This window comes from Marinobacterium arenosum (assembly GCF_019795155.1).
GTDB lineage: Bacteria > Pseudomonadota > Gammaproteobacteria > Pseudomonadales > Balneatricaceae > Marinobacterium_C > Marinobacterium_C arenosum.
The window spans coordinates 53,310-78,125 of the sequence record NZ_JAILYN010000018.1 but is presented as its reverse complement, the minus strand read 5'-3'; the positions used below and the strand labels follow the sequence as shown (position 1 = coordinate 78,125).

The window sequence follows — 24,816 nt, the reverse complement described above, 5'->3', positions numbered from 1 at the left end:
TGTTCTGTTCCCTGTGCCGACGGCCGGATACCGTTACTACCTGAAACGCCGCCGTGCCGATGAAGGGCTGCGGCCTCTCTCAATAGTCTTAATAATAAGGGCGATACCGGCCTAACGCAGCAAAGGTGGCTTGTTACGCACAGTTCACTTGCCTCCGAGCGGCTCCCCGGAGCACCGAAACCGACCTGATTGCCGACGGCCGACAGGCCCCGGGCACAAAAGCAGGCTATAGCTCTAATATGAACTCAATTGATCTGACGCCTGTTCAGATGCGCATATCAATCGATCCTGGGGCGCTGACCAGTGGCCGTGCTTGACCAGAAATACAGTAGCACCCTGCAGCTGCTGTGGCGCTTCGTACGCCCCTACCGGCTGCGGCTGGCCGGCGCCCTGGCGGCATTGGTGCTGACCGCGCTGGCGACCCTGGCGATCGGCCAGGGCGTGCGTCTGCTGATCGACGCCGGCTTCCTGGCCGGCATCCGTAGCGAGCTGGACCAGGCCATCCTGCTGATTTTGCTGCTGACCAGTCTGGTGGCGCTGGGCACCTTCAGCCGTTTCTACCTGGTTTCCTGGCTGGGCGAGCGGGTCTGCGCCGATATCCGTCAGGCACTGTTCGACCACCTGCTGACCCTGCATCCCAGCTACTTTGAAACCAACCTGGGCGGCGAACTCATGTCGCGGCTGACCACCGACACCACCCTGCTGCAGACCATTATCGGCTCCTCCTTCTCGATGGCCTTGCGCAGCGCGCTGATGCTGGCCGGTACCCTGGTGATGCTGCTGGTCACCAATATCAAGCTGACGCTGATCATCCTGCTGGCCACGCCGCTGATTTTGCTGCCGATACTGATCTACGGCCGCCGGGTGCGGGCGCTGTCGCGCAAGAGCCAGGACAGTGTCGCCAGTGTCGGCAGCTACGCCGGCGAGATCATCCACCAGATCAAGACGGTACAGAGTTATACCCGCGAGGCGGAGGAGAGCCGCGCCTTCGGTGGCCAGGTGGAACAGGCGTTTGCGGTTGGCCGACTGCGGGTCTGGCAGCGGGCCCTGCTGATCGCCGCGGTAATCCTGTTGGCATTCGGCGCTATCACCGGAATGCTCTGGGTCGGCGGCCGGGACGTGCTGGCCGGCACCTTAAGCGCCGGCGAACTGGCCGCATTCCTGTTCTACGCAGTGTTGATGGCCGGTGCGGTCGCCACCCTGTCGGAGGTGTTCGGCGATCTGCAGCGGGCCGCCGGCGCCGCCGAACGGCTACAGGAGTTGCTGGCTGAGCCGAGCCTGATCAATGCCCCACCTGCTGGCGGGTTGCGTAACGTCCCGGTGGGAGCCGAGCTGCATTTTGCCGATGTCAGCTTCTGCTATCCCTCAAGGCCTGAGCAACCGGCCGTCCGCAACCTGTCGCTCCAGATATCCGCCGGCCAGAGCCTGGCGCTGGTCGGTCCGTCCGGCGCCGGCAAGTCGACGATCTTCGAACTGTTGCAGCGCTTCTACGACCCGCAGGCGGGCCGGATACTGCTCGGCGGGATAGATCTGCGCGACTTCGAACCGCAAGCATTGCGCCGCCAGATGGCGCTGGTGCCACAGCAGCCGACGCTGTTTACCAGCGATGTCTGGCACAACATCCGTTACGGCCGGCCCGATGCCAACGATGCCGAGGTGATCGCCGCCGCCCGGGCGGCCCACGCGCACGGCTTTATCCAGCAGTTGCCGGATGGCTACGACAGCTTCCTCGGCGAACAGGGGGTGCGGTTGTCCGGCGGCCAGCAGCAGCGGATCGCCATCGCCCGCGCCATCCTGAAGGACCCGCAGATCCTGCTGCTGGACGAAGCGACCAGCGCGCTGGATGCCGAGAGCGAGTATCAGATCAAGCAGGCGCTTGCCGCCTTGATGCGCAACCGCACCACGCTGATCATCGCCCACCGGCTGGCCACCATCCTCAATGTCGACCGGATTCTGGTGCTGGACCAGGGCCGACTGATCGCCAGCGGCCGCCACGCGGAACTGATCCAGAACTGCGCCCTCTACCGCCGTCTGGCGGAGTTGCAGTTTCAGGAATAACGAGTTACCAGTTACCAGTTACCAGTTACCAGTTACCAGTTACCAGTTACCAGTTACCAGTTACCAGCATCAAACAGAAGGCAGCGAGGAGATCGCAATCCCTGACTTGCCCCATTAACCCGGTGCTTTCTCGTCCGGTTTTTCCGGTTTTGCTGATTCTTCGGTTTTTTCCGGTTTTTCGGCTTCATCCGTTTTTTCCGGCGATTCCGGATTAGACGGCTTCTCGGCCGATTCCGGTGGCTCCGGCGCCCAGGCCGGTTCAAACGGCTGCTCGGGCTCCGATACCTCGGCCGAAGCCGTCGATGCCGACGGCTCCGGCGTCTGCCGTGTTTCCGGTTCGGCCGGCTGAGGCTCCTCCTCCGGTACCGGCTGGCCGACCGGCCAGTCGCTGAATGGATAGGGGTGTCGCTCACTGTTGAACGTCAGAAAGCGCAGCACCTGGTAGATATAACTGCTCAGACTCTGTCCAAAGGTCTGCAGCCGTTCGTTGCGGCGGCCCCGAATCAATACCGTCAGAAACTGGAAGATCACCACCACGGCGAGCACCACTTCCGCCACCGAGTAGAAGATTGCAAACAGCACCATGTACAGCGCCCGCCACCAAGTCGCCCCGCGACTCAGGTTATGCTTCAGCCCATTGCCCATATCGCCTCCCTATAGCTCTATCTCCGGCTGTAACTGCTGCAGTGAGTGTAGACGCTGTCTACCGGATGTGGGGGTGGGGAATCGCTCGGCTGCGTTCATCTCGGCTTGGTGAACTGATATAACCTTGGCGAGCAGTTTGAGGCTGTGTTGCCGAAGCCGAGCGGTCCGCAGCTCAAACACCGCCGGATATCTGGCGAAGGCGCCATGCGCAGGCTAAGGTAGCCCACTACAACACATTGAATACTCATCACTTTTGGAAGGAACGACCATGTACGTCGCCATGAACCGTTTTCGCATTGCGCCCGGCAAAGAGCAGGATTTCATCGAGATCTGGAAGAACCGTGACACCTACCTCGACGAAGTGCCCGGCTTCAAAAGCTTCCAGCTGCTCCAGGGGCCGTCCACCGACGAATACACCCTGTTCGCCTCCCATAGCATCTGGGAATCGGAGCAGGCCTTCGTCAACTGGACAAAATCGGAAGCCTTCCGCAAGGCACACGCCAACGCCAAACCGGCCAAGGATATCTACCTCGGCCCGCCCCAGTTCGAAGGCTTCAACCAGGTGCTCTGACCGCCAATAGACGGTCACCCGAGCCGGCAGTCAGCGCCGGCTCAGGCGAGCCGATCGACACGATCAGCCCTGCTGTATTTCCTGCTGTGCCTTGCGCTGCTGCTCCTTCTGCTCGCGCCGGCGGGCGATGGTGTCGATCGCATCGGCACCGATATGGGCCTCGCCACGCTGACGGGCCAGTTCCATCTGTTTCTGGCGCTGCTCGAAGCGCTGGCGCTGCGCCGCGCTCTGCTTATCGAAACAGTGCGGGCAACTGACGCCCCGCTGGTACTTGTCGCTCTGCTTGTCCTGCTCGGTAATCGGCAGACGGCAAGCGTGGCACTGATCGTAGCTGCCCTTCTCCAGCTGATGGTCGACGGTGATCCGGTTGTCGAACACGAAGCACTCACCCTGCCAGAGCGACTCCTGCTGCGGCACCTCTTCCAGATACTTCAGGATACCGCCCTCCAGGTGGAACACCTCGTCGAAGCCCTGCTCCTTCAGGTAGGCGGTCGATTTCTCGCAACGGATACCACCGGTACAGAACATCGCCACTTTCTTGTGCTTGGCCGGGTCCAGCTGCTGCTCGACGTATTGAGGGAACTCGCGGAAGGTCTCGGTCTGCGGGTTGATCGCCCCTTTGAAGGTACCGACCTGCACCTCATAGTCGTTACGGGTGTCGACCAACAGCACCTCCGGATCGGAGATCAGCGCGTTCCAGTCTTTCGGCTGCACGTAGGTGCCAACCACCTGGTTCGGATCGACCCCCTCCACCCCCATGGTGACGATCTCTTTCTTCAATTTCACCTTGGTGCGGTAGAACGGGTTCTGCTCGTCGAACGACTCCTTGTAGGAGAGGTCCGCCAGCCGGCTGTCACTTTTCAGCCAGGCCAGCAGGGCGTCGATACCGGCACGGCTACCGGCCACGGTACCGTTGATCCCCTCGTTCGCCAGCAGCAACGTACCGCGCACGCCGTTGGCTTCCATCACCGCCTTCAGCGGCTCACGCAGCTCGCGGTAGTTTTCCAGGGTGACAAATTTGTAGAGCGCGCAGACAACAACAGTAGACATCTTCAATCCTCAGCGGGCCGGAGCGTAAATCCGGAGCTATTTGTTTGGTCAATCGGAAAGGCGGCGGATTATACGGGTCATCGGGCCGGATTAAGACCGACAAACATTGTGTGTTTTTTGATCAGAACAGCAGCTTGCTCCGGCGTGCCAACCGCTGTACCCAAAACGTAGTACAACTTAGAATGTCGCCACCGTCAGCAAGCCAGCCAACGCGAAAATGTCCCGACTCCAGTACCTCAGCGCCTATCCGGCACAGATCCAGCAACAGGCACTCGAACTGGTCGAGCAAGACCGGCTCGGCGACTGGCTGCTGCAGCGGCACCCGCAGCCGCACCAGCTGCGTAGCGAGAAAGCGCTGTACGAATACGCGATGGCACTGAAGAACCGCTACCTTCGCAAGACACCGCCGCTCAACAAAGTCTGCTGGGACAACAAATTGCATGTGATCCGCAACGCGCTCGGCACCCACAGCTATGTCAGCCGGGTGCAGGGCGGCCGGCTGAAATCCAGCAACGAGATCCGCGTCGCCACCCTGTTCCGCTCCGCGCCGGAAGCTTTCCTGCGGATGATCCTGGTGCATGAGTTGGCGCACTTCAAAGAGAAGGAGCATAACAAGGCGTTCTACCAGCTGTGCTGTCATATGGAGCCGGACTACCACCAGTTGGAACTGGAGTTGCGCCTTTATCTGACCCAGCTGGAGCTGAACGGTCCGATCTATTAGCCTCCTTCGGCGAACTCGGCCAGCTGTTGTTGCAACGCGCGCAAAGCCCCGCTGCAATGAGCCGAGCGCCAGATCAGCCAGGTGTCCACCTCGGCCAAAGGTTCGTCCAGCGAGCGTATCGCCACCGCATCGGCCAGGTTGACCGTTTGCAACACCGAGCGTGGTACCAGTGCCAAGCCGCTGCCCGAAGCCACGCAGGCCAGCATCGCATGGTAGGAGCCGAGTTCCAGCACCCGGCGCGGCTGGCGGTCATGCAACTGCAGCAGGCTGAGCAGCCGCCGGCGGTATTCGCAGCCTTCGCTGAAACCGACCACCGTATCAACCGGCAACTGTGCCAATGGCTGCTCCGCTTGCGAGCGGGGTAACACCAGCACCAGCTGTTCCCGCCAGGCCCGCAGCTTTGGCAGGCCAGCCATCGCCTGGCAGTCAGCGACAAAAGCCGCCTCCAGCGTACGGTCACGCACCTGCGCCACCAACGCATCAGTGGTGCCGGTGGTCAACGCCACGCTGACGTCGGGGTGGCGCTGATGGTAAGCGCTTAGCAGCGGCGGCAAACGGCCGGCCGCCAGGCTCTCCAGCGTACCGATCCGCAGGGTGCCACAGGGCCGGTCGTCGGCTACCGCCTGACGCGCCTCGTCACCGAGCTGCAAAATCTGTTCGGCATAACCGAGCAGCAGTTCACCGGCCGGCGTCAGAACCAGCCGCCGTCCCTGACGGTCAAACAGCGGGACGCCGAGCGACGCCTCCAGCTGCTTGATGCGGGTGGTGATATTGGACTGCACCCGGTGCAGTTTTCGGGCCGCCGCCTGCACCCCGCCCTCATCGACCACCGCCTTGAAGATCTGCAAACTGGCAAAGTCCATGGCAACATCATTCTCCTAACAAGAACTTTCAGATCATTTTAATTCATTAAACAAAAACAGAAAGTCGACATATGATCGATGCCATTGCCAGAGATTGAATGCAAGGAGTGATGCCGATGTACCCCAACCGCCTCTGCCAGCTGTTGCAGATCGAGCAGCCCATCATCAAGGCACCGATGGCCGGCGGTGCCGACCGGCCGGAGTTGGTCGCCGCAGTCAGCGAAGCCGGGGGAATCGGCTTTACCGGCGCCGCCTACCAGAGTGCCGACCAGATCGAAGCCGACTGTGCCCGTATCCGGCAGCTGACCGACAAACCGTTCGGCATCAACCTGTTCGTGCCGGAACCTAAACAGGCGCCGCCGGCCGACCCGCAGCCGGCGCTGGACGCACTGGCCCCCTGGTTCGAAGAACTGGGCCTGCCGACGCCAGCGCTGACGGTAAGTGCAGGACTGGACTTCGATCATCAGCTGGAAGCGGCACTGGAGAGCGGCGCCCGAGCCCTGAGCTTCACCTTCGGATTGCTGCCGCCGCAGGCGGTGGCGGCGGCCCGGGCGCGCGGCATGCTGCTGATCGGCAATGCCAGCACGGTGGCCGAAGCGCGGGCGCTGGAGGAATCGGGGGTCGATGCGATCGTCGCCCAGGGCAGCGAGGCCGGCGGCCACCGCGCCAGCTTTGCCGGTAGCGAGAGTTCTTCAGGCGAAGTGCCGCTGATCGGCACCCTGGCACTGGTGCCGCAGGTGGTCGATGCGGTGCGGCTGCCGGTGATCGCCGCCGGCGGCATCATGGATGGCCGCGGCATCACCGCCGCATTGGCGCTGGGCGCCGATGCGGCCCAGCTCGGCACCGCCTTTCTGAGCTGCCGTGAAGCGGGCATCCCTGACGTCTACAAACAGGCGATCCTCGACGCCGACGAAGCCGACACCGCGATCACCCGCGCTTTCTCCGGCCGTAGCGCGCGTGGTATCCGCAACCGGGTGATGGAGCGTCTGAACGCCACGCCCGAGGCGATCCTGCCGTTCCCCTACCAGAACGAGCTGACCCGGCCGATGCGCGGCGCCGCCGCCAAGGCGGGCGAAGCCCAGTACCTGTCGCTCTGGGCCGGTCAGGGGCTGCGAATGTCACGCGCACTCGCTGCCGCTCAGTTGATGGACAAACTGGTCGAAGAGAGCGCGGTGGCGCTGGCCTGGTTGAAGCAATTGCAGTGATTTTGGGAGCTATTGGTAGGGAGCGATAAGCGGAAAGCTTCAAGCACAACATCGTAGAAACCATCTCTCGATTCCGGCCACAACAGCCTTTTACAGCCCTTGTGGTTGGAGGTCCTGCTGGTTCTTCAGCACGCCATGTAGGGCCGGACCCGGCCGGGTAGGCCTGGCCGGCCAAACGCCGACAGGCATTTTCAACCGCCTGCGGCGGTGGCGCCCCAGGTGGCGCCCTACAGGGCCCTGCCGTAGCAACCCGCTCCGCGGGCGACCTGTCTCAGGGCGCTACCATGCGGCACCGACTGCATAGACACCTTCTCGCGACTACCTCAAGGCAGCGGTTTCCCGAGGAAGCAAATTTCTGTCGCCCGCAGAGCGGGCTGCTACCAAACGTGCGACCCCGTACGCTGGTGAGCGACATACATCTGTTCAAAATCAAAAAAGCCCGCGGTTTCAAACGAAACGCGGGCTCTTGCTGTGAACTGTCAGCTGTGACCTGTCAGCTTCCTGACCTTCTTTCAGCTCGGCTTTCGGGTCAGAAACACACCGCACTCCATATGGTGGGTGTACGGGAACTGATCGAACAGCGCGAACCGCTCCACCTGGTGACTCTGGCAGATCGCCTGCAGGTTGCTCTTCAGGGTTTCCGGATTGCAGGAGATGTAGAGGATATTGTCGTACTGCAGCACCTGCTGCACGGTGTCGTCGTCCAAACCGGCACGCGGCGGGTCGACCAGCACGGTGGTGAAGTCGCACTCCTCCAGCGCCAGGCCGTTGACCCGGCGGGTCTGCAATTTGCCCTGCAGTACCTGGGAGAAATCCTCGGCGCTGATCCGCACCACGTCGACGTTGTCGATGCCGTTCAGCGCGATGTTGTCCTTGGCGGCATGCACCGACACCTTGGCCAGCTCGGTGGCCACCACCCGGCGGAAATTCTGCGCCAGCGGCAGCGTGAAGGTGCCGGCGCCGCAGTAATACTCGACCAGGTCGCCGCCGGCCTCTTTGGTGGCATCCAGTCCCCACTGGATCATCTGCTCGCAGACCTTGCCGTTCGGCTGGCTGAAGCTGTTCTCCACCTGCTTGATCTGGAATTCCTTGCCGTTGATGTTCAGGGTCTCGATGACAAAGTCGCGGTCCAGCAGGATCTTGGTCTTGCGGGCCCGGCCGATGATGTCGATATCGAACATGCCGCGCAATTTGCGCGCCTCCTCGGCCCACTCCTCGCCGATCGGGCGGTGGTACAGCAGACTGACGGTCAGTTCGCCGGACAGGGTGCTGAGGAAGTCGATCTGGAACAGCCGGCGGCGCAGGATCTCGTTCGGCCGGATCACGTCCAGCAATTTGAACATCATCTGGTGGATCCGCTCCGACACCATCGGGCAGCTGTCGATCCGCACCGGGGTGTGCTTGTCGCCGTCGAACATCACGTAGTAGAGGTCGTCGCCGTCGTGCCAGACCCGGAACTCCGCCCGCAACCGGTAGTGCTCGCGCTCGGATTCGAACACCTCGATCTGCGGCAGGTTGAATTCGGCGAACTCCGTTTTCACCCAGTCGAGCTTGTCGCGCAGTTGCGCGTCGTAGTGTTCCGGTTGCACGTTCGGCAGGCCCATCGGCGGTCAGCTCCAGCGTTATCTCTAATAAAATTGATAAATCGGGTAAGAGGTTTGGTCGAGGCTTGTAGCAAGCAAGCGCGCGATTCTACCAGCGTCTCCGGGTAAAATGTAGGCAAGCGCCGCTGCAAGCAGCCAAGCCCGTTCATAAGCGCTTGAAAAAGGCGTAAAATGCGCGATTCATTTCCAAATTCTCTCAGTGATAGAAGCCATCCGACGATGACCGACAAGCGTAAGATCCTCGTTACCAGCGCCCTGCCCTACGCCAACGGCCCGATCCATCTGGGCCACCTGGTGGAATATATCCAGACCGATATCTGGGTTCGGTTCCAGAAACAGCGCGGCCACGACTGCACCTACGTCTGCGCCGACGACGCGCACGGCACGCCGATCATGCTGAAGGCCGACCAGATGGGTATCACGCCGCAGCAGCTGATCGAGCAGGTCAGCCAGGAACACCAGCGCGACTTCGCCGGCTTCATGGTGGGCTTCGACAACTACTACTCCACCCATTCGGAGGAGAACCGCGGCTTCGCCTCGATGATCTACACCCGGCTGCGCGACGCTGGCCATATCGCCCGCAAGACCATCACCCAGGCCTACGACCCGGAAAAAGAGATGTTCCTGCCGGACCGCTTCGTCAAGGGCGAGTGTCCGAAGTGCGGCGCGGCCGACCAGTACGGCGACTCCTGCGAGAAGTGCGGCGCCACCTACAGCCCGACCCAGCTGCGTCACGCCTACTCGGCGATCTCCGGCGCCAAGCCGATCGAGAAGGAGTCCGAGCACTACTTCTTCAAGCTGGGCGATTTCGAGCAGTTCCTGCGCGGCTGGGTCGACCAGCACGTCCAGGAGCAGATGATCCACAAATTGAACGAGTGGTTCGAGTCCGGCCTGCAGAACTGGGATATCTCCCGTGACGCGCCTTACTGGGGCTTCGAGATTCCGGACGCGCCGGGCAAATACTTCTACGTCTGGCTGGACGCGCCGATCGGCTACATGGCCAGCTTCAAGAACTGGTGCGACAAGCAGGGCGTCGATTTCGACGAGTACTGGAACGAAGCCAGCGAAACCGAGCTGTACCACTTCATCGGCAAGGATATCGCCTACTTCCACACCCTGTTCTGGCCGGCGATGCTGGAAGGCGCCGGCCTGCGCAAGCCGAACGGCGTTTTCTGCCACGGCTTCCTGACCGTCGACGGCCAGAAGATGTCCAAGTCGCGCGGCACCTTCATCATGGCGGAGACCTACCTGAAGCACCTGCGGCCGGAGTACCTGCGCTACTACTTCGCCGCCAAGCTGGGTTCCGGCATCGACGATATCGACCTGAACCTGGAAGATTTCCGTATGCGGGTCAATGCCGATCTGGTCAACAAGGTGGTCAATATCGCCTCCCGCTGCGCCGGCTTTATCAAGAAGAAGTTCGACGGCCAGTTGGGCGCCGAGCTGGTCAAGCCGGAACTGTACACCGAAGCGGTCAAGGCCGGCGAAGCGATCGCCGAGGCCTACGAGAAGCGCGAATACTCCAAGGCGATGCGTGAGATCATGGCGATCGCCGACAAGGCCAACCAGTACATCGACGCCGCCGAGCCCTGGGTGCTGGCCAAGCAGGAGGGCAAGGAGCAGGAGGTGCAGGATTGCTGCACCCTGGGGATCAACCTGTTCCGAGTGATCGTCTCCTACCTGGCACCGGTACTGCCGCAGGTCGCCGAAGATGCAGCCGCGTTCCTGAACGTGGACGGCTTCGCCTGGCATGCGCTCGAGCAGCCGCTGCTGAACCACCAGATAAACAAGTTCAAGCCGCTGATGCAGCGGGTCGAGGAAGACAAGGTCAACGCGATGATCGAAGACAGCAAGCAGAGCCTGGCAGCCGCGGCCGCCGCTGCGCCGACCGCTCCGGCTGCCAAGGCCGAGAGCAACCCGCTGGCCGACGAGCCGATCGCCGAGACCATCAGCTTCGACGATTTCGTCAAGGTCGACCTGCGGGTGGCCCGGATTGCCAAGGCCGAGCATGTCGAAGGCGCCAAGAAATTGCTGCAGCTGACGCTGGACCTGGGTGGCGAAACCCGCAACGTGTTCGCCGGCATCAAGTCCGCCTACAGCCCGGAAGATCTGGAAGGCAAGCTGACGGTGATGGTCGCCAACCTGGCGCCGCGCAAGATGAAGTTCGGCATGTCCGAAGGGATGGTGCTGGCCGCCGGCCCGGGTGGCGAAGACCTGTGGATCCTGGAACCGCACGAAGGCGCCCAGCCGGGCATGCGGATCAAGTAAGTTCACAGCTGCAAGCTATCAGCTTCTGAAAACGCCCGCGCTGCATCCAGCATCGCGGGCTTTTTTGTATTTTTTGATTGCCGAAGGCCGCGACTGAACACCAATTTGTAGGAGGGGCTTCAGCCGCGACCTGTTGCCCTGTTAAGCTCATCGAATCAACAGGGAGGTTGAGACGATGAGCAATCTAAACGCGCATGGCCGGGCGTTGCGGCGAGGCCGTATTTCGTTGCCTGAGCAGGTGTATCTGGTTACCACCTGTACCCGACACCGGGAGCCGGTTTTCCAGCACTTTTTTATCGGGCGGTTGCTGGTTGATACTCTGCGTCGTCAGCAACATCGAGCGGATACCTGGGCATTCGTGGTGATGCCTGATCATCTGCACTGGCTGGTGCAGCTTAGAATGGGTATGTCGCTGTCCAAATTGGTCCATAACGTGAAAGGTAGCAGTGCGCGCCAGATCAATCAGGTTCTTCGACGTGAGGGGCCGCTCTGGCAGGATGGTTTTTATGATCGGGCTATGCGTTCCGAAGCGGATTGTCTGCATGCTGCCCGTTATCTGGTCGCAAACCCTCTACGTGCCGGGCTGGTCAGTTCGGTGGCGGAGTATTCATTGTGGGATGCCAAATGGTTGTGAGAGGCCGGTAAATCGGTCGCAGCTGAAGCCCCTCCTACAAGATGCTCACCCTGTGAAAGGGCTTTTACCGCGCCCCTAACTGTCGGTCGTCCATATTCAAAAAAGATACAAAAAAAACCGCTGCCCTTGCGGACAGCGGTTCTTCGTGCTCAGCCAGCGTGAGCTTAAGCCGTGGTACGCTCACCCACCGCTTCGCGTTCAGCCACCGGGTTGGCCATATCGACCGCCGCGGTGAACAGCACGTCGGTGGAGCTGTTCAGGCCGGTCTCGGCGGAATCCTGCACCACCCCGATGATGAATCCGACCGCTACCACCTGCATCGCCACATCGTTGGAGATGCCGAACAGGCTGCAGGCCATCGGGATCAGCAGCAGCGAGCCGCCGGCCACGCCGGAGGCGCCGCAGGCGGAAACGGACGCGATCAGGCTGAGCAGCAGCGCGGTGGAGATATCCACTTCGATGCCCAGGGTGTTGACCGCCGCCAGAGTCAGTACGGTGATGGTGATCGCCGCGCCGGCCATGTTGATGGTGGCGCCCAGCGGGATAGACACCGAATAGGTATCCTCATGCAGGCCCAACTTGTCGCACAGGTTCATGTTGACCGGAATGTTGGCCGCCGAGCTGCGGGTGAAGAACGCGGTCACGCCACTCTCGCGCAGGCAGGTAAACACCAGCGGATAGGGGTTCTGACGGGTTTTCAGGAAGACGATCAGCGGGTTGACCACCAGCGCCACGATCGCCATCGCACCCAGCAGTACCGCCAGCAGGTGGCTGTAACCCAACAGCGCTTCCAGGCCGGTCTGGGCCACGGTGTTTGCGACCAGGCCGCAGATACCGAGCGGCGCCAGTCGGATCACCGCCTTGACCAGCAACGATACGCCATGGGACAGATCGGACACCAGCGCCTTGCTGCTGTCGCTGGCGTGACGCAGTGCCACGCCCAGCCCCAGCGCCCAGGCCAGGATGCCGATGTAGTTGCCGTTGAGCAACGCATTGACCGGGTTGTCGACCACCTTGAACAGCAGGGTACGCAGTACTTCGGCAATCCCTTCCGGCGGCGTGGTGCTGACTTCGGTAGTCACCAGGGTCAACGTGGACGGGAACATGAAGCTCAGCAGCACGGCCACCAGTGCGGCGCTGAAGGTACCGATCAGATACAGGATAATGATCGGCCGCATCCGGCTGGCCCCGTTATTTTGCTGGTTGGCGATCGCCGACATCACCAGGACGAACACCAGAACCGGCGCGACCGCCTTCAGGGCACTGACAAAAAAGTCACCCAGGATCGACAATCCTTTGGCCACTTCCGGTGCGGTCAACGCCATAACAATACCGACCGCAATGCCCAACATGATCTGCTTGACCAGGCTCCCCTTAGCCAGTCGAGCAAGCAACGATTGAGACTGATTCATAACAACTCCAAACATGTATTCTTTTTATGGGTTATCCCCATCAGCGGCGCGCATCATACATTAGTCGCAGAAGGTTCGCTCAAGAAAAAAGACATTGCTTGCAGATTGCGGTAGATATCAGCAGATTCTTCAATTTAGAAGCAATAAAACGATATTTTATTTCGCACCCATTGGTTTTTGATTTGACCGTTTTTTTGAGTTGACCGTTTTTTTTAAGTTGACCGTTATAAGTTGACAGCAACTCAACAGCACGGTGGCAAGCCAGGTTGGCCGGCTATCAAAAACAGTGCGGTGCCGGTTATTCCATCAGTCCTGCTGCGGAGCCCCCAGCAACCGCTCCGCCAGCAGCCGATAACTGGTCCGACGCGAGTCGAAATCGTGGGTCACGGTGACCAGGCCGATCTCGTCTGTCTGCCAGTAATCGGCCAATTGATGCAGCTGTCGTTCGCAGCTTTCCGGTGAGCCCCATACCACCGAGTCGATCAGGGCATCGAAGTAGGCGGCGTCTGAGGGCCCCATCCGTTGGCGATGATCCCAGGCGGCCTCAGGACTGAGCCAGGGTTCGCGGATACCGTGGCGGAAGGCCATCACCTTCCAGCGCGCCTGAGAGGCGGCCAGGAAGCGGGCCTGCTCGTCGGACTCGGCGCAGAGCGCGGACACCGTCACCATGGTGCGCGGCAGGCCTTCGAAACCGGCCTGGCGATAGGCCCGCTGGTACGCCTCCATGATGGCGACCGTCTGGTTGTCCGGGGTGATGAACAGGCCCAGCGACATCGCCATCCCCAACTGGCCGGCCAGGGTCGCGCTGCCACCACTGGTGCCCAACATCCACAACTCCGGTCGGGGCTCATCATCCGGCATCACTCTAAGCCCCTGGAACGGATGGCTGGCCGGCAACTCATTGCGCAGCATCTGGCAAAGCAACTCGGCCTGCTCGGAGTAGTACTCGCCATGATTGGGCCGATAAGGATAGGCCAGCGCGGCACTGGCCAGGCCATCTCCGCCCGGCGCCCGGCCGATGCCCAGGTCGATACGGCCGGCAAAAAGGGTTGCCAGCATGCGGAACTGTTCGGCCACCTTATAGGGGTTATGGTTCGGCAGCATCACCCCGCCGCTGCCGACCCGGATCCGCTCGGTGATCGAGGCGATATGGCTGATCAGCACCTCGGGACAGGGGCCGGCAAAGCTGTTGCTGTTGTGGTGCTCGGCCAGCCAGTAGCGGTGATAGCCCAACCGGTCACATTGTTGCGCTAACCGGGCACTCAAGGCCGGTGCTTCGGCGGGGCCGGCGGTGCCCAGCTGTACCGGGGATTGGTCAACGACGGTAAGTTTCAGGGTCATCGCTTGCCTCTGTCAGATTCGGGCTGTCAAATCGGCCCGCCAGTATAGCGCGGGCCCGCTCGACGATTGAGGCAAAACAGTGTCTACGAATCCGAAGAAATCGGCGATGGCGCAATCAGTGATGCAATCCCTTGGCAAAGCGCAGTTCGACGGTGTTGCCGTCCGGATCCTCAATATAGAGCGAAGCACCAAAGCCTTCGGCACCGTAACGCTTTTCAAAGCGCCCGCAAGGTACCTTTTTCCGGTTCAGATAATCGAGCAACGCCCGTTCGGTCATCGCTTCGATCTGCAGGCAAAAGTGGTCCAGGTTGTTGCCGGTGCGCGCCGGCGCCGGCCCACCCTGGCGGCCCAGTTCGCTGTTCACCGCCACGATATCAATCAGGCTTTCACCGGCCCGGAGTTGAACCAGCCCCTTTTCCTCGCCGGTTTCCCGCTCCAGCGTGCAGCCCAGCACCTCGACATAGAACACCACCATCGCCTGCACCTTGGTGGTGCGCAATACAATGTGATCGAGTTTTTTCGGTCGAATCATCCACTGCCCTCCCGGCCTCTCTGTGACTGAAGTCCGCTTAAGGGTAGTGCACAGAGGCCACTATTTCCGGCGCCGGAGTTTCTATCGCAAGAACTGTCTGGCGAGAAGCGGCTGGAATCGAAAGGGTACATGGTCACTTGGCATGCAGGAAAAACAGCGGGCCGCGCCAGTGGTCGGCCCGCCATAGATACAACCGGCTGTCGCTTAGAACCGCATCAATGTTTGACCATTGACCAGCAGCGCCCGATCCTTGAATTCCAGCTTACTGTGTAGCTTCTCGTCGACCACCGTGACGAACCCTTGGGCCTGCAGCCGGCTTAGATCGCGCTGCCAGCGAGCTCCGGCCAGTCTGGACAGGACAACTGGATCGGCACTCAGACTGAGTTCCGCAGCCGCCTTTTCCGCCAAGGTACGGGGCCCGGCTTCCAGCTCGTTGACGTTGAAGCTGGAAAGCGACAGCTCTCCCTGTGCATTCAGCATCGGGCTGTCACCGGCCAGGCTGAGTTCATTGAGCCGCAATCGAACACCCTGGCTGGTAATCGGATTCAACAGATCGACCAGTTGCTGCGGTTGCAATTCCGCTTGACGACTGAGCGCCTGCAGCCGCGCCATCGCGTTGTCGAAGCCTGCCGAGTCGAGATCAAGGGTCAGGCCCAGTGTAGCCTGGCTGAACTGGGTTTCCCGCTTGGTCGCCGGATCAAAATGTCGCGGGCCATCCGCACGATAGGAGGTATCCAATAGCACCCTCTGACCTTCGCGCCGCTGCCGGGTGACGATACCGAACCGTTCCAGAGAGACCCGGGTGCCACCATCACGGACACTGAACGGCATCAGGGTCAGTTCGCTATCGAACTGTTGATAGCTGCCTTCGCTCAGCGTACTGCCCGCTTGCAACTGTCCTTGATAGTTCAACTTCATACCAGCCAGTTCCAATCCGTTACCCTGGCTATCCTTTACCTTCACCGGAGCCAGTTGCATCGCCAGTGTGACTGCCTGGCCATCCAGCTCGCCCTGCAGAGACAATGCGCCGATCTCCATCGACTGCCCCTCTTCACTAAAACTGAACGCATCGGAATCGACATTCAGTTCCATTCTGGCGGACTGGCTAAGTGGGTTGAAATCAACATTCAGTACGCTATTGAACGGCACTCGACCTGGGGTCTGCTGAAGCTCCGTCAGCCGCTGCAACAATGCACTGTCGGCCAAAGTGGCAGTCAGAGTGGCACTGAACGGCCGGTGCTCAGAACTCAAACGCAGGGGAATCCGGTCACCGCCCAGCAGGGCCTGGATGTCGGCATCCGGCTTTTTCAAAACCAAAGCCAACCGGTAGTCGGATGCCAGCCAGCCGCGTTCCTGCTGGGCCGGATCGAGTTGCAACTCGACCTGATCCCGGTAGGCGGGGTTGGCGTTGAATGCCTCGACCCCCGCCAGCAACTGGCTGTCCACCTGATCGGCAGTGAATTTCACGGAACCGGCGCCAGCCGCGATAGCGGCGGCAACGATGGCAATAGACAGAACGGATTTATTCATCCCTGAACTCCTGAAGCTTTCATCCTTGTGGTGTTTGGCCGCCGGAGCCGGCAACAGTCAGGCCCGACGACCATCCATTATCGACCCTTTTTTCATGCCCGCAACCCCTGGCTACGGGTGATCGGCTAACCGGAACCACGCGACGATGCGGAACCGGCCAGCCCCCAGAGAATACCGCCGGCCAGCACCATCAGGATTCCACCCCAGGTCCAGCCCATGCCGGCGCCCAGCAGCCCGGCCAGTTCGAAGCACATACCGAGGATAGCGATGATCCAAGCGAGATAAACCATGATGCCCCCTGTTTCCTGAAATCGAATGCGATCAGCGTCGATGTTCAACCACCATCCCTCTGGCCGGACGCTTACCCCGACAACCGGAAACAAGGGCAACCGGCCGCTGGTGGAGGATGATGGCCGTCTATTGGCTAAGTGTGGTGGCAGGTACAGGGTTTCGCCACCGACATGCCACCCGATAGAAGCCTGTTAACAAGGTGCCAGCTGGCAGCCCGTCGCCGATCAGCAATTAACCAAACCAAAAACAAAGCATAACAAAACCATCGCAAAGCAATAAATTAGTTTATTTATGCATTACAACAGTAAAACCATGCATAGATAGGCAAATTTATCCGCCATCGCCTCGCTAGAATATCCTCAACGAAAGGCACCGACCGTAGGGTCTGTGCACGCCGAAGAACGGTGGTCTTAACGCCTTAGCTGATAACAACAAACGGAGGCAGAGCCCGATGAATCACCAAAAAGAATTCCTGTTGGAACTGGGTCAGTTGACCGAGCAGAGCGTAAACGCACTGGCACCGTCCTTTGACGGCCTGCCGCCGAGTCCCTACCTGGATGGGGCGTTCCGCCTGCGTCGCTACTCCCATTTCAACTTTACCGGAGACTCCCTGACCCAGCTGCCGACCAAGGCGTTCGTGCAGGGCGACGACATCAATACCTTCCAGGGCAATGTCGAGCGGGTCTATCCGGAGATCGAAGATCAGGTGATCAACAGCGAAGCCTTCGTTGAGATGTTCCGCAAGTTCAAAGAGATGGCGGGTATCGAAGACGAGACCCCGATCGAGGTGCACCAGATGCGGATCATCGCCAGCAACCAGGCGAAGACCGAAGCGGCACCGGAAGGCGTTCATCAGGACGGCTTCGAGCGTCTGGCGGTGTTCGTGATCGATCGTCGGAACGTCAACGGCGGCGAGATCCGGGTACACACCGATAAGGAATCGTCACCGTTCGTCAGCCACGCCTTCGATAAGGGCGAGTTCGTAGTGCTGAACGACCGCCGTTTCTGGCACAGTGCCAATGCGATTGAACCGGCCAACGACTCCGACGCCCATATGGACGTCTTCGTACTGACCGCCTGAGTTTGGGAGAACCGCAGATGTCCGTTTTCGATCTCGACAAGATCCGCGCCCGTTTCCCCGCCCTGCAGCAGCAGGTGGACGGCTCCACGCCGCTGTTCCTGGATGGTCCGGGCGGCTCCCAGGTGAGCCAGGAAGTGTTGGAGGCGATGGTCGGCTACCTCGGCCGCTACAACGCCAACCTGGGCGGTGCCTATTTCTCCAGCCATCGCACCGTCGAGCTGATGGCCCAGGCACGTCAGGCAGCTGCAGATCTGTACAACGCCGCCAGCAGTGACGAGATCGTATTCGGTCCGAACGCCACCACCCTGACGTTCACCATGAGCCGGGCGATCTCCCGTGACTGGCAGCCGGGTGACGAGATCATCGTCACCGCGCTGGACCACTACTCCAACGTCTCCCCCTGGGTACTGGCGGCACAGGAGAAAGGTGCCACCGTGCACCAGGTGCGGGTCAATGAAGACGACTGCACGCTGGATTACGACCACCTGGCCGGTCTGCTGAACAGCAACACCAAACTGGTGGCGGTTACCTACGCCTCCAATACCACCGGCTCCGTCGTCGACATGGCGCGGGTGATCGAGCTGGTCAAGGCGAGCAGCGACGCACTGACCTATGTCGACGCGGTGCACTACACGCCGCACAACGCGGTCGACGTGCAGGCAATGGGCTGCGACCTGCTGGTCAGCTCGGCCTACAAGTATTTCGGTCCGCACCTGGGCGTACTGTACGGCAACAAGGCGGTGCTGGCTCAGCTGAAACCGTACAAGGTCGCACCGGCCAAGGATGTGGACCCGAACCGTTGGGAAACCGGCACCCAGAGCTTCGAAGCGCTGGCCGGCTTCATCGCCGCGGTTGACTATCTTGCCGGCTTGTCCGGCCTGGACAGCAGCCACGGCCGCCGCGAGCGTCTGGTGGCGGGCTATCAAAAGATCGCCGAGCACGAACAGCAACTTAGCGCGCTGTTCCTGGATAAGTTGCAGCAATACCCGAACATCAAACTGTTCGGTATCGCAGCGGCCGACCGGTTGCACGAGCGTACGCCGACCTTCGCCTTCCGTATCGACGGCATCGAGCCACGGGCGGTATCGGAGTTCTTCGGCAAGCAGCACGTCTGCATCTGGGATGGCAATTTTTACGCTCAGGGGCTCTACGAGCAGCTGGGCTTAACCGAAGTGGGCGGTGTCGTGCGCGTTGGCTGCATGCACTACAACACTACTGAAGAGCTCCTTCGCTTCTTCAGGATCCTTGATCAGCTTCTGGCCTAGAGTTGATCAGGCTCTCGTAGTATCGACGTCCGGGCTGCAGGTCGCCGTATTCAGGCACCATCCGAAGACGTAGGCAGGCAGTCCGTCGATGTTATGAGCCAATCTGTCTTACTTGTTGCCGGCGCCCCTCGGGGTTGCCGGTTTTTTTTTGCTCTTCGCGCTTTAGCGGCAATCACCCACGCCATTCATAAACTTGCCGCAGCCCCTGTCAACGCTGACCCTGAGCGGACCGGGCACGATCCCGTAACAGCGGGCTACATTCCGAGCCCCTCAGGACACCACCATCACTCCAACTCACAACTCACAACTCACAACTCACAACTCACAACTCACAACTCACAACTCACAAAGCATAATTCTGCTAAGCTAAGCTAAACTAGCGCATAACTTTTTCTCACCTTTATCAAATGACAGATACTCTCGACACCCTCGACCATATCGACCGCAAGATCCTGCAGCTGCTGCAACAGGACGCCAACCTGTCCGCCACCGAACTGGCCGACCGGGTCGGCCTGTCACAATCACCCTGCTGGCGGCGTATCAACCGGCTGCAGCAGGCGGGCTACATCCGCCGCAAGGTGGCACTACTGGACCGCCAGAAGCTGGGGCTCGGCATCGTGGTATTCGTCAATATCAAGCTGTCGTCGCACGGCTGGAACATGCTGAACGAATTCGAGGCGGCGATCGTCGGCTTTCCGGAAGTGATGGAGTGCTGGACCATGTCCGGCGGCATGGACTACATCATCCGGGTGGTCACCAAGGATATCGAAAGCTACGAGCAGTTCCTGCGCCGCCGGCTGCTGCAGCTGCCCCATATCCAGGAGGCACAGAGCCATATCACCATGACCGAGGTGAAAAACAGCACCGAGCTGCCGCTGGGCTAGTTTGTTTGTTTTCAATATCCCATGCCACCCACCGATGGATGATCGTCGTAGCGATAATGCTCCCGTAGGTACCATCTCTCGATTCCGGCCACAACGGCCTTTTCTTGTGGCTGAAGCTCCTGCTGGTTCTTCACCACGCCAATGTAGGGCCGGACCCGGCCGGGTAGGCCTGGCCGGCCAAACGCCAACGGGTGTTTTCAACCGCCTGCGGCGCTGGCGCCCGGGTGGCACCCTACAGGGCCTGCCGTAGCAGCCCGCTCCGAGGGCGACACCCGCGGATACGCATCTTGTCGCGGTCAGTACCCAAGGGGCATGCCAAGCCCGCTGCTACAGGTTCCGTGCTTCGCAGCAGCTCACTTGGCATGTCCCCTGGGTACCGCTGGCGAGCGGTCATGAGTCGGTTGTTGAAACGCCCGCCAGCGTTTGGCCCTACAAGAGAATGGACCCTGTAGGGCGTCGCCCCAGGCTCATCTGGCATAGGCGCTGCAGCTGCACCGGAGCCAACCCTACGAAGCCAAGTTTTGTAGATACCATCTCTCGATTCCAGCCACAACAACGGGTTGTCCCCGCAACCTCTTTCTGACGCTTCGTCAAAACCATTGCGGCCCGGCCGAAATCCTCTGCAGCCGATAGATAGACTTAATGGGAATTGAGAAAAATTTTTTTATCACGCCCGAATAGCAATGCCCGTCATCTTTCCGTAACATTCGCGACCGACCGATTACCCGGACTGAGAATTCGCTGACATAAGCGCTCAGACCGGAGCTATGGACAGCGATGGGAGGTCAGGCACCAACGGCGACCCCCGCCTAGCCTGGCAAGGCCAACGGATCCGGCAATATCGTCACAGCGACCAGCGACACGCAACCCGCGCAACGCCACTTATTGCCGGCCAGGCCAACATTTACCGGCCCCTGAAAGGACAGCAGGCTAGTTGGTATTCCCACCCGCCTATCCATATCGGCAACAGGCCTTAATAGCCACCAAACGCATATAGCAATCATTATCATTTGCGTATAGCATTACCGAACGACCGATCTCCCTGCACGAGATTCACTGACAGATACGCTCATAACAGAAACATACGATAGGAATCGATCATGAAAATTCGCGAATGGTCACTGTCACGACAGCTACGCGTTGGCGCCCTGCTGCTGATCGCGTTGGTGATGGCGCTGTTCATAACCATCGTCGGCCAGCAAGCCCGCCAGCTGATGCTGAACCATGTCGAAGAAAGCCAGGCGCAGGAGGTGGATGCCCTGGCCCAGCAGCTGGATACCGCCTACAGCTCCATCATCGACAATACCCAGCTGCTGGGTTCGGTATTCCGGGAACTCTACCCCGCCCCGCTGGAGTTCTCGGCAACCGAAACCGTGCAGGTCGGTCGCTATGACGCGCCACTGGTCCGTCATGACGGTGAGCAGGTCAATCTGAATTTCAGCGAGGTGGACCGCTTCGCCCGGATGACCGGCGGCAATGCCACGCTGTTCATCCGCTACGGCGACGACTTCCTGCGCATCACCACCTCCTTGAAAAACGAACGCGGCGAACGCGCCATCGGCACCCTGCTCGGCAAGCAGCATCCCGGCTATCAAAGGCTGATCAACGGCGAACGCTACCGCGGCGAAGCCGAGCTGTTCGGCACCCGCTATATGACCCAGTACAGCCCGGTAAAGGATCGCAACGGCCGGGTGGTGGCGATCTACTACGTCGGCCTGCCGATCTCCAAGGTGATGAAATCGCTGCGCGAAAACCTGCTGAGTATCCGGATGGGCAGCAGTGGCTATGTTGCGCTGGTCGATACCGGTGAAGGCCCGCAACATGGCAACCTGATCGCCCACCCGCACTCCCAGGATAAAGTGATCGACCAGGTGTACGGAAACCTGCCGGTCATTCGCCAGCTGCTTGAGCAATCCCAGGGCAGTGCCGATTTCATCGATCCGCTGAGCCGCCGCGACGCCCGCCTTACCTTCCAGCGCACCGGCCAGGGTAACTGGGCACTGTTCGCCATCAGTTTCGCCGACGAATTCACCGCCGCGGTAGATCAACTGCAATGGCTGCTGGTTGGCCTGTCCATCGCCGCAACATTGCTGCTGGTGACGCTGATCGGCTTGTTCCTGAGCCGCTCGCTGCGGCCAATTCGGCGGATCTGCCGAACCCTGGCACAGATCGGAGCCGGCGACCTGAGCCTACGCTTTGCAGACCGTTGCAACGAGCAGAGCCGTAACGAACTGGACCAACTGCAATTCAGTCTGAACCGGATGCTGGAGGCGTTCAGCGGCGTGATCAGCCAGGTACGCCGTTCCGGCGACGAGATCTCGGTCGCCAGCGGCCAGATCGCCCAATCCAGTACCGGCATGATGGATACCGCCCGGCTGAGCAGCGACGAGACCGTACAGGTATCGGCCTCGATCAACCAGGTTGCCGAGTCGGTGCACTATGTCGCCGAGCAGGCCCAGGCGGTGGCGGAAGAGGCGGCGGTCACCGCCCAGCTTTCCGGTCAGGGCAAGATCACCGCGCAGCAGGTGGTCGCCACCATCGGCCAGCTGCAGCAGGAGTTCAGCCGGGCCAGCCAATCGATTGAGCAGCTGCAGTCCGACAGCGGCGAGATCGGCAAGGTGGTGGAGGTGATCAACGCCATCGCCGAGCAGACCAACCTGCTGGCACTCAACGCGGCCATCGAAGCCGCCCGCGCCGGCGAACACGGCCGTGGTTTCGCGGTGGTAGCCGACGAGGTGCGCACCCTGGCACTGCGCACCCAGCAGTCCACCAGCGAGATTCAGCAGGTGGTGGCCAAACTGCAGAACAATGCACTGGCCGCGGTGGGCCAGATGGAACACGGTGTCGAGCAGGTACACAGCAGCGTCGAGCAGGCTGCCAGCGCCGATACCGTGCTGGAGCAGATCCTGGCGGCAGCCGATCAGGTGCGGGCGAGGATGGAGAGTATTGCCGGTGCCACCGAGGAGCAAAGTGCGGCGGTAACCCAGATCGGCCACAGCAGCCAGACACTGGCCCAGAGCGCTCAACACACCGCCGGTGAAGCGGAAAGCAACGCCGCCGCCAGCCGTCTGATGTCAGAGCAGGCCATCTCGCTGCACCAGCAGGTGGCCCGCTTCAGGGTTGCCTAAGCTCGGCAGGTAGCCACTAACTGCGTGGCGCGCCGGTGAAATGCTCAGCCGGCGGCCGCGCCTCCAGCACCATCAAAACCTTGCCGCTGCTGTCCTTCAGCTGCAGCCGGTCGCCCTCGATCCGATACCCGACAGTGGCCTCCAGCGCGCGCAGGAAGGCCGGCTCCAGGCTACCGGCGTCGGATGACATGCAGACCATCCGGGTGGTCGCCAGGGTACGGAATTTCAGCCGCCCGGCGTCCAGCTGATAATGGCCGGCCATCTGGTTACAGCCGGAGAAACCATAGACCCGGTTATCCTGCGGCGATAGCAGCAGGTGCGCCGGACGCTTACCGGCCGGCTGACGCACCGGCTGGCCGCCGATCTCCAACGGCTGCCAGTAGGTATCCACCAGCATCCACGCCAGGCTGGCCCGGCAGTCGGCGCCGGCCAGCAGCCGATCGAACCGCTCGACCACCAGATACTCCTGTACCGGCTTACCGGGTGTTACCGACCGGCTCTCAAAGCGTCCATGCAGCGCAACCAGCGCCGGCTGACCTGCCGCCAGGTGCTGGCTATAAGCTTCCGCCAACCGCTGCTGTTGCCCCTGCGGCAACACCGGGAACGGCCGGCCACTGTTACATTCGGTGAAAACCAGGGCATCGCCATTCTGGCGGTAGAGTCCCTGTAGCGGCATCGGCCCGACGATGACATCCAGATCCGGCTGGCGAGTCAGCACCTGCGGGAAGGCTTGCGGCTCGGCATCCGGATCGACCAGTTGCAGCTGACCGGCATTGATCGCCTGGAAGAACCAGCGCTGATCGGCACGGGCGAGCAACTGCAACTGGCTCTGGTCGCTGCCGGCCCAGGCCCAGCGACCGGTGTGGTAATCGCTCTCGCCCCCCTTATGCTGGCGCAGACGGAAGTAACCTTCCGGATAAAGGGTCAGGTCCAACCGCGTCTGCTCACAGCCGGGACAGGACAGATAACCCGAGAATGTGGTCGGCTCGGCCAGTTTGGGCCGCTCCTGTGAATACTGCGATTGCGTCTGCTGCTGACCGCAACCGGCCAGCAGCAGCATGGCCACCATAGCGAACAGCAGCGATGGCAAGCTTCGTGAAAAGACAGTGTCAGCGATCATCTCCGTCCCCTCCTGATCCCCAGTCTGCTGATTAAGTCTAATGCAAGAATGGAAGCTTATCGGGCAATTTTCCGGCAAAGATGCTAGGGTGCGCGCTACGCGGCGATTGGCTATCCGGTCGCGCGGCCCCCTGTCGAATACCCTCGAGCCTGACTATGCAATGTCGAACCGGCTGCGGCGCCTGCTGCATCGCGCCCAGTATCAGCAGCCTGAACAAACCGGCCGGTGAGCGCTGCCGCCACCTGAGCCCGGACAACCTGTGCGCGCTGTTCGGCCAGCCGGAACGGCCGCAAGCCTGCGCCGACTTTCAGGCGGAGATCGCCATCTGCGGCGACAGCCGCGACCAGGCACTGCAGATCCTGGCGCTGCTGGAGCAGGATACGCTGCCAGCATAGTCCTTTCAGACAAGCCTCACCGACTGGGCCAAAAGCGGGCCGCTAAAGGCCAGGCCACCTTCTGCATTGTTAATCCTTGCTAACAGATATCTCCCGCTCTGTTTTAGCGTCCATGAACTAACCCGCTGATTCCGTGAACTTTCCGGCTTGCTGGCACGCTCCTTGAATTGACAGGACAAAGCGCCAGCACATTGAGCTGCCGCCCTCCAGACCAGCCC

General features: G+C 60.9%; 21 protein-coding genes. 11 read left to right on the top strand and 10 right to left on the bottom strand.

Annotated features, from left to right (window positions below):
- The first annotated feature begins 309 nt into the window (after positions 1-309).
- Positions 310-2,058 (top strand): ABC transporter transmembrane domain-containing protein, encoded by a 1,749-nt coding sequence (locus K6T12_RS10310; protein WP_315853591.1) that lies wholly within the window; start codon positions 310-312, stop codon positions 2,056-2,058.
- A 114-nt stretch (positions 2,059-2,172) separates the two neighbouring features.
- Here the strand turns inward: K6T12_RS10310 and K6T12_RS10305 are convergent, their stop codons facing one another.
- The gene (locus tag K6T12_RS10305; RefSeq protein ID WP_222222125.1) at positions 2,173-2,703 is read right to left on the bottom strand and encodes a DUF4389 domain-containing protein; all 531 of its coding nucleotides are present in this window, start codon (positions 2,701-2,703) and stop codon (positions 2,173-2,175) included.
- Between the two features lie 268 nt (positions 2,704-2,971).
- Between K6T12_RS10305 and K6T12_RS10300 the strand changes: the two genes are divergently transcribed.
- Positions 2,972-3,274, top strand: coding sequence for an antibiotic biosynthesis monooxygenase family protein (locus K6T12_RS10300; RefSeq protein WP_222222123.1), 303 nt, complete (start codon positions 2,972-2,974; stop codon positions 3,272-3,274).
- A gap of 63 nt (positions 3,275-3,337) precedes the next feature.
- Here K6T12_RS10300 and trhO read toward each other — a convergent pair whose 3' ends face one another.
- Positions 3,338-4,324 carry an oxygen-dependent tRNA uridine(34) hydroxylase TrhO gene (gene trhO, locus K6T12_RS10295; RefSeq protein ID WP_222222121.1) on the bottom strand — a complete coding sequence of 329 codons (987 nt, stop codon included), beginning with the start codon at positions 4,322-4,324 and terminating at the stop codon, positions 3,338-3,340.
- 217 nt (positions 4,325-4,541) lie between these two features.
- On the opposite strand from trhO, the gene K6T12_RS10290 reads away from it, so the two are divergent.
- Entirely contained in the window at positions 4,542-5,045 is a 504-nt protein-coding gene (locus tag K6T12_RS10290; protein WP_222222119.1) for a M48 metallopeptidase family protein, read from the top strand.
- Here K6T12_RS10290 and K6T12_RS10285 read toward each other — a convergent pair.
- Positions 5,042-5,908: a LysR family transcriptional regulator gene (locus K6T12_RS10285; protein ID WP_222222117.1), complete on the bottom strand. Its 867-nt coding sequence runs from the start codon at positions 5,906-5,908 to the stop codon at positions 5,042-5,044. The genes K6T12_RS10290 and K6T12_RS10285 overlap by 4 nt on opposite strands.
- Before the next feature lie 116 nt (positions 5,909-6,024).
- Here K6T12_RS10285 and K6T12_RS10280 point away from each other — a divergent pair, with 116 nt between their 5' ends.
- Positions 6,025-7,113, top strand: coding sequence for an NAD(P)H-dependent flavin oxidoreductase (locus K6T12_RS10280; RefSeq protein ID WP_222222115.1), 1,089 nt, complete (start codon positions 6,025-6,027; stop codon positions 7,111-7,113).
- Positions 7,114-7,625: 512 nt separating this feature from the next.
- On the opposite strand, the gene trmA is transcribed toward K6T12_RS10280, so the two are convergent.
- Positions 7,626-8,717, bottom strand: coding sequence for a tRNA (uridine(54)-C5)-methyltransferase TrmA (trmA, locus tag K6T12_RS10275; protein WP_222222113.1), 1,092 nt, complete (start codon positions 8,715-8,717; stop codon positions 7,626-7,628).
- Positions 8,718-8,936: 219 nt separating this feature from the next.
- On the opposite strand from trmA, the gene metG reads away from it, so the two are divergent.
- Both metG and K6T12_RS10265 read left to right on the top strand, forming a co-directional pair.
- Entirely contained in the window at positions 8,937-10,985 is a 2,049-nt protein-coding gene (gene metG, locus K6T12_RS10270; protein ID WP_222222111.1) for a methionine--tRNA ligase, read from the top strand.
- 175 nt (positions 10,986-11,160) lie between these two features.
- Positions 11,161-11,619: an REP-associated tyrosine transposase gene (locus tag K6T12_RS10265; protein ID WP_255611654.1), complete on the top strand. Its 459-nt coding sequence runs from the start codon at positions 11,161-11,163 to the stop codon at positions 11,617-11,619.
- 164 nt (positions 11,620-11,783) lie between these two features.
- Here the strand turns inward: K6T12_RS10265 and sstT are convergent, their stop codons facing one another.
- From sstT to K6T12_RS10240, 5 genes are all read right to left on the bottom strand, one after another.
- On the bottom strand, positions 11,784-13,031 hold the full coding sequence (sstT, locus tag K6T12_RS10260) for a serine/threonine transporter SstT (protein ID WP_222222109.1): 1,248 nt from the start codon (positions 13,029-13,031) through the stop codon (positions 11,784-11,786).
- Between the two features lie 306 nt (positions 13,032-13,337).
- Entirely contained in the window at positions 13,338-14,372 is a 1,035-nt protein-coding gene (locus tag K6T12_RS10255; protein WP_222222107.1) for an LLM class flavin-dependent oxidoreductase, read from the bottom strand.
- 115 nt (positions 14,373-14,487) lie between these two features.
- Positions 14,488-14,904: a VOC family protein gene (locus K6T12_RS10250; protein ID WP_222222105.1), complete on the bottom strand. Its 417-nt coding sequence runs from the start codon at positions 14,902-14,904 to the stop codon at positions 14,488-14,490.
- 204 nt (positions 14,905-15,108) lie between these two features.
- On the bottom strand, positions 15,109-16,434 hold the full coding sequence (locus K6T12_RS10245) for a DUF945 family protein (RefSeq protein WP_222222103.1): 1,326 nt from the start codon (positions 16,432-16,434) through the stop codon (positions 15,109-15,111).
- Positions 16,435-16,559: 125 nt separating this feature from the next.
- The gene (locus K6T12_RS10240; protein ID WP_222222101.1) at positions 16,560-16,724 is read right to left on the bottom strand and encodes a hypothetical protein; all 165 of its coding nucleotides are present in this window, start codon (positions 16,722-16,724) and stop codon (positions 16,560-16,562) included.
- Positions 16,725-17,176: 452 nt separating this feature from the next.
- Between K6T12_RS10240 and K6T12_RS10235 the strand changes: the two genes are divergently transcribed.
- From K6T12_RS10235 to K6T12_RS10220, 4 genes are all read left to right on the top strand, one after another.
- Entirely contained in the window at positions 17,177-17,806 is a 630-nt protein-coding gene (locus K6T12_RS10235) for a 2OG-Fe dioxygenase family protein (protein WP_222222098.1), read from the top strand.
- A gap of 17 nt (positions 17,807-17,823) precedes the next feature.
- The gene (locus tag K6T12_RS10230) at positions 17,824-19,071 is read left to right on the top strand and encodes a cysteine desulfurase-like protein (RefSeq protein WP_222222096.1); all 1,248 of its coding nucleotides are present in this window, start codon (positions 17,824-17,826) and stop codon (positions 19,069-19,071) included.
- Positions 19,072-19,478: 407 nt separating this feature from the next.
- Positions 19,479-19,955 carry an Lrp/AsnC family transcriptional regulator gene (locus K6T12_RS10225; protein WP_222222094.1) on the top strand — a complete coding sequence of 159 codons (477 nt, stop codon included), beginning with the start codon at positions 19,479-19,481 and terminating at the stop codon, positions 19,953-19,955.
- Between the two features lie 1,100 nt (positions 19,956-21,055).
- Positions 21,056-23,083 (top strand): methyl-accepting chemotaxis protein, encoded by a 2,028-nt coding sequence (locus tag K6T12_RS10220; RefSeq protein ID WP_222222091.1) that lies wholly within the window; start codon positions 21,056-21,058, stop codon positions 23,081-23,083.
- Between the two features lie 16 nt (positions 23,084-23,099).
- Here K6T12_RS10220 and K6T12_RS10215 read toward each other — a convergent pair whose 3' ends face one another.
- On the bottom strand, positions 23,100-24,203 hold the full coding sequence (locus tag K6T12_RS10215; protein WP_222222090.1) for an META domain-containing protein: 1,104 nt from the start codon (positions 24,201-24,203) through the stop codon (positions 23,100-23,102).
- Positions 24,204-24,358: 155 nt separating this feature from the next.
- On the opposite strand from K6T12_RS10215, the gene K6T12_RS10210 reads away from it, so the two are divergent.
- On the top strand, positions 24,359-24,598 hold the full coding sequence (locus K6T12_RS10210; RefSeq protein WP_222222088.1) for a YkgJ family cysteine cluster protein: 240 nt from the start codon (positions 24,359-24,361) through the stop codon (positions 24,596-24,598).
- Positions 24,599-24,816: the final 218 nt, after the last annotated feature.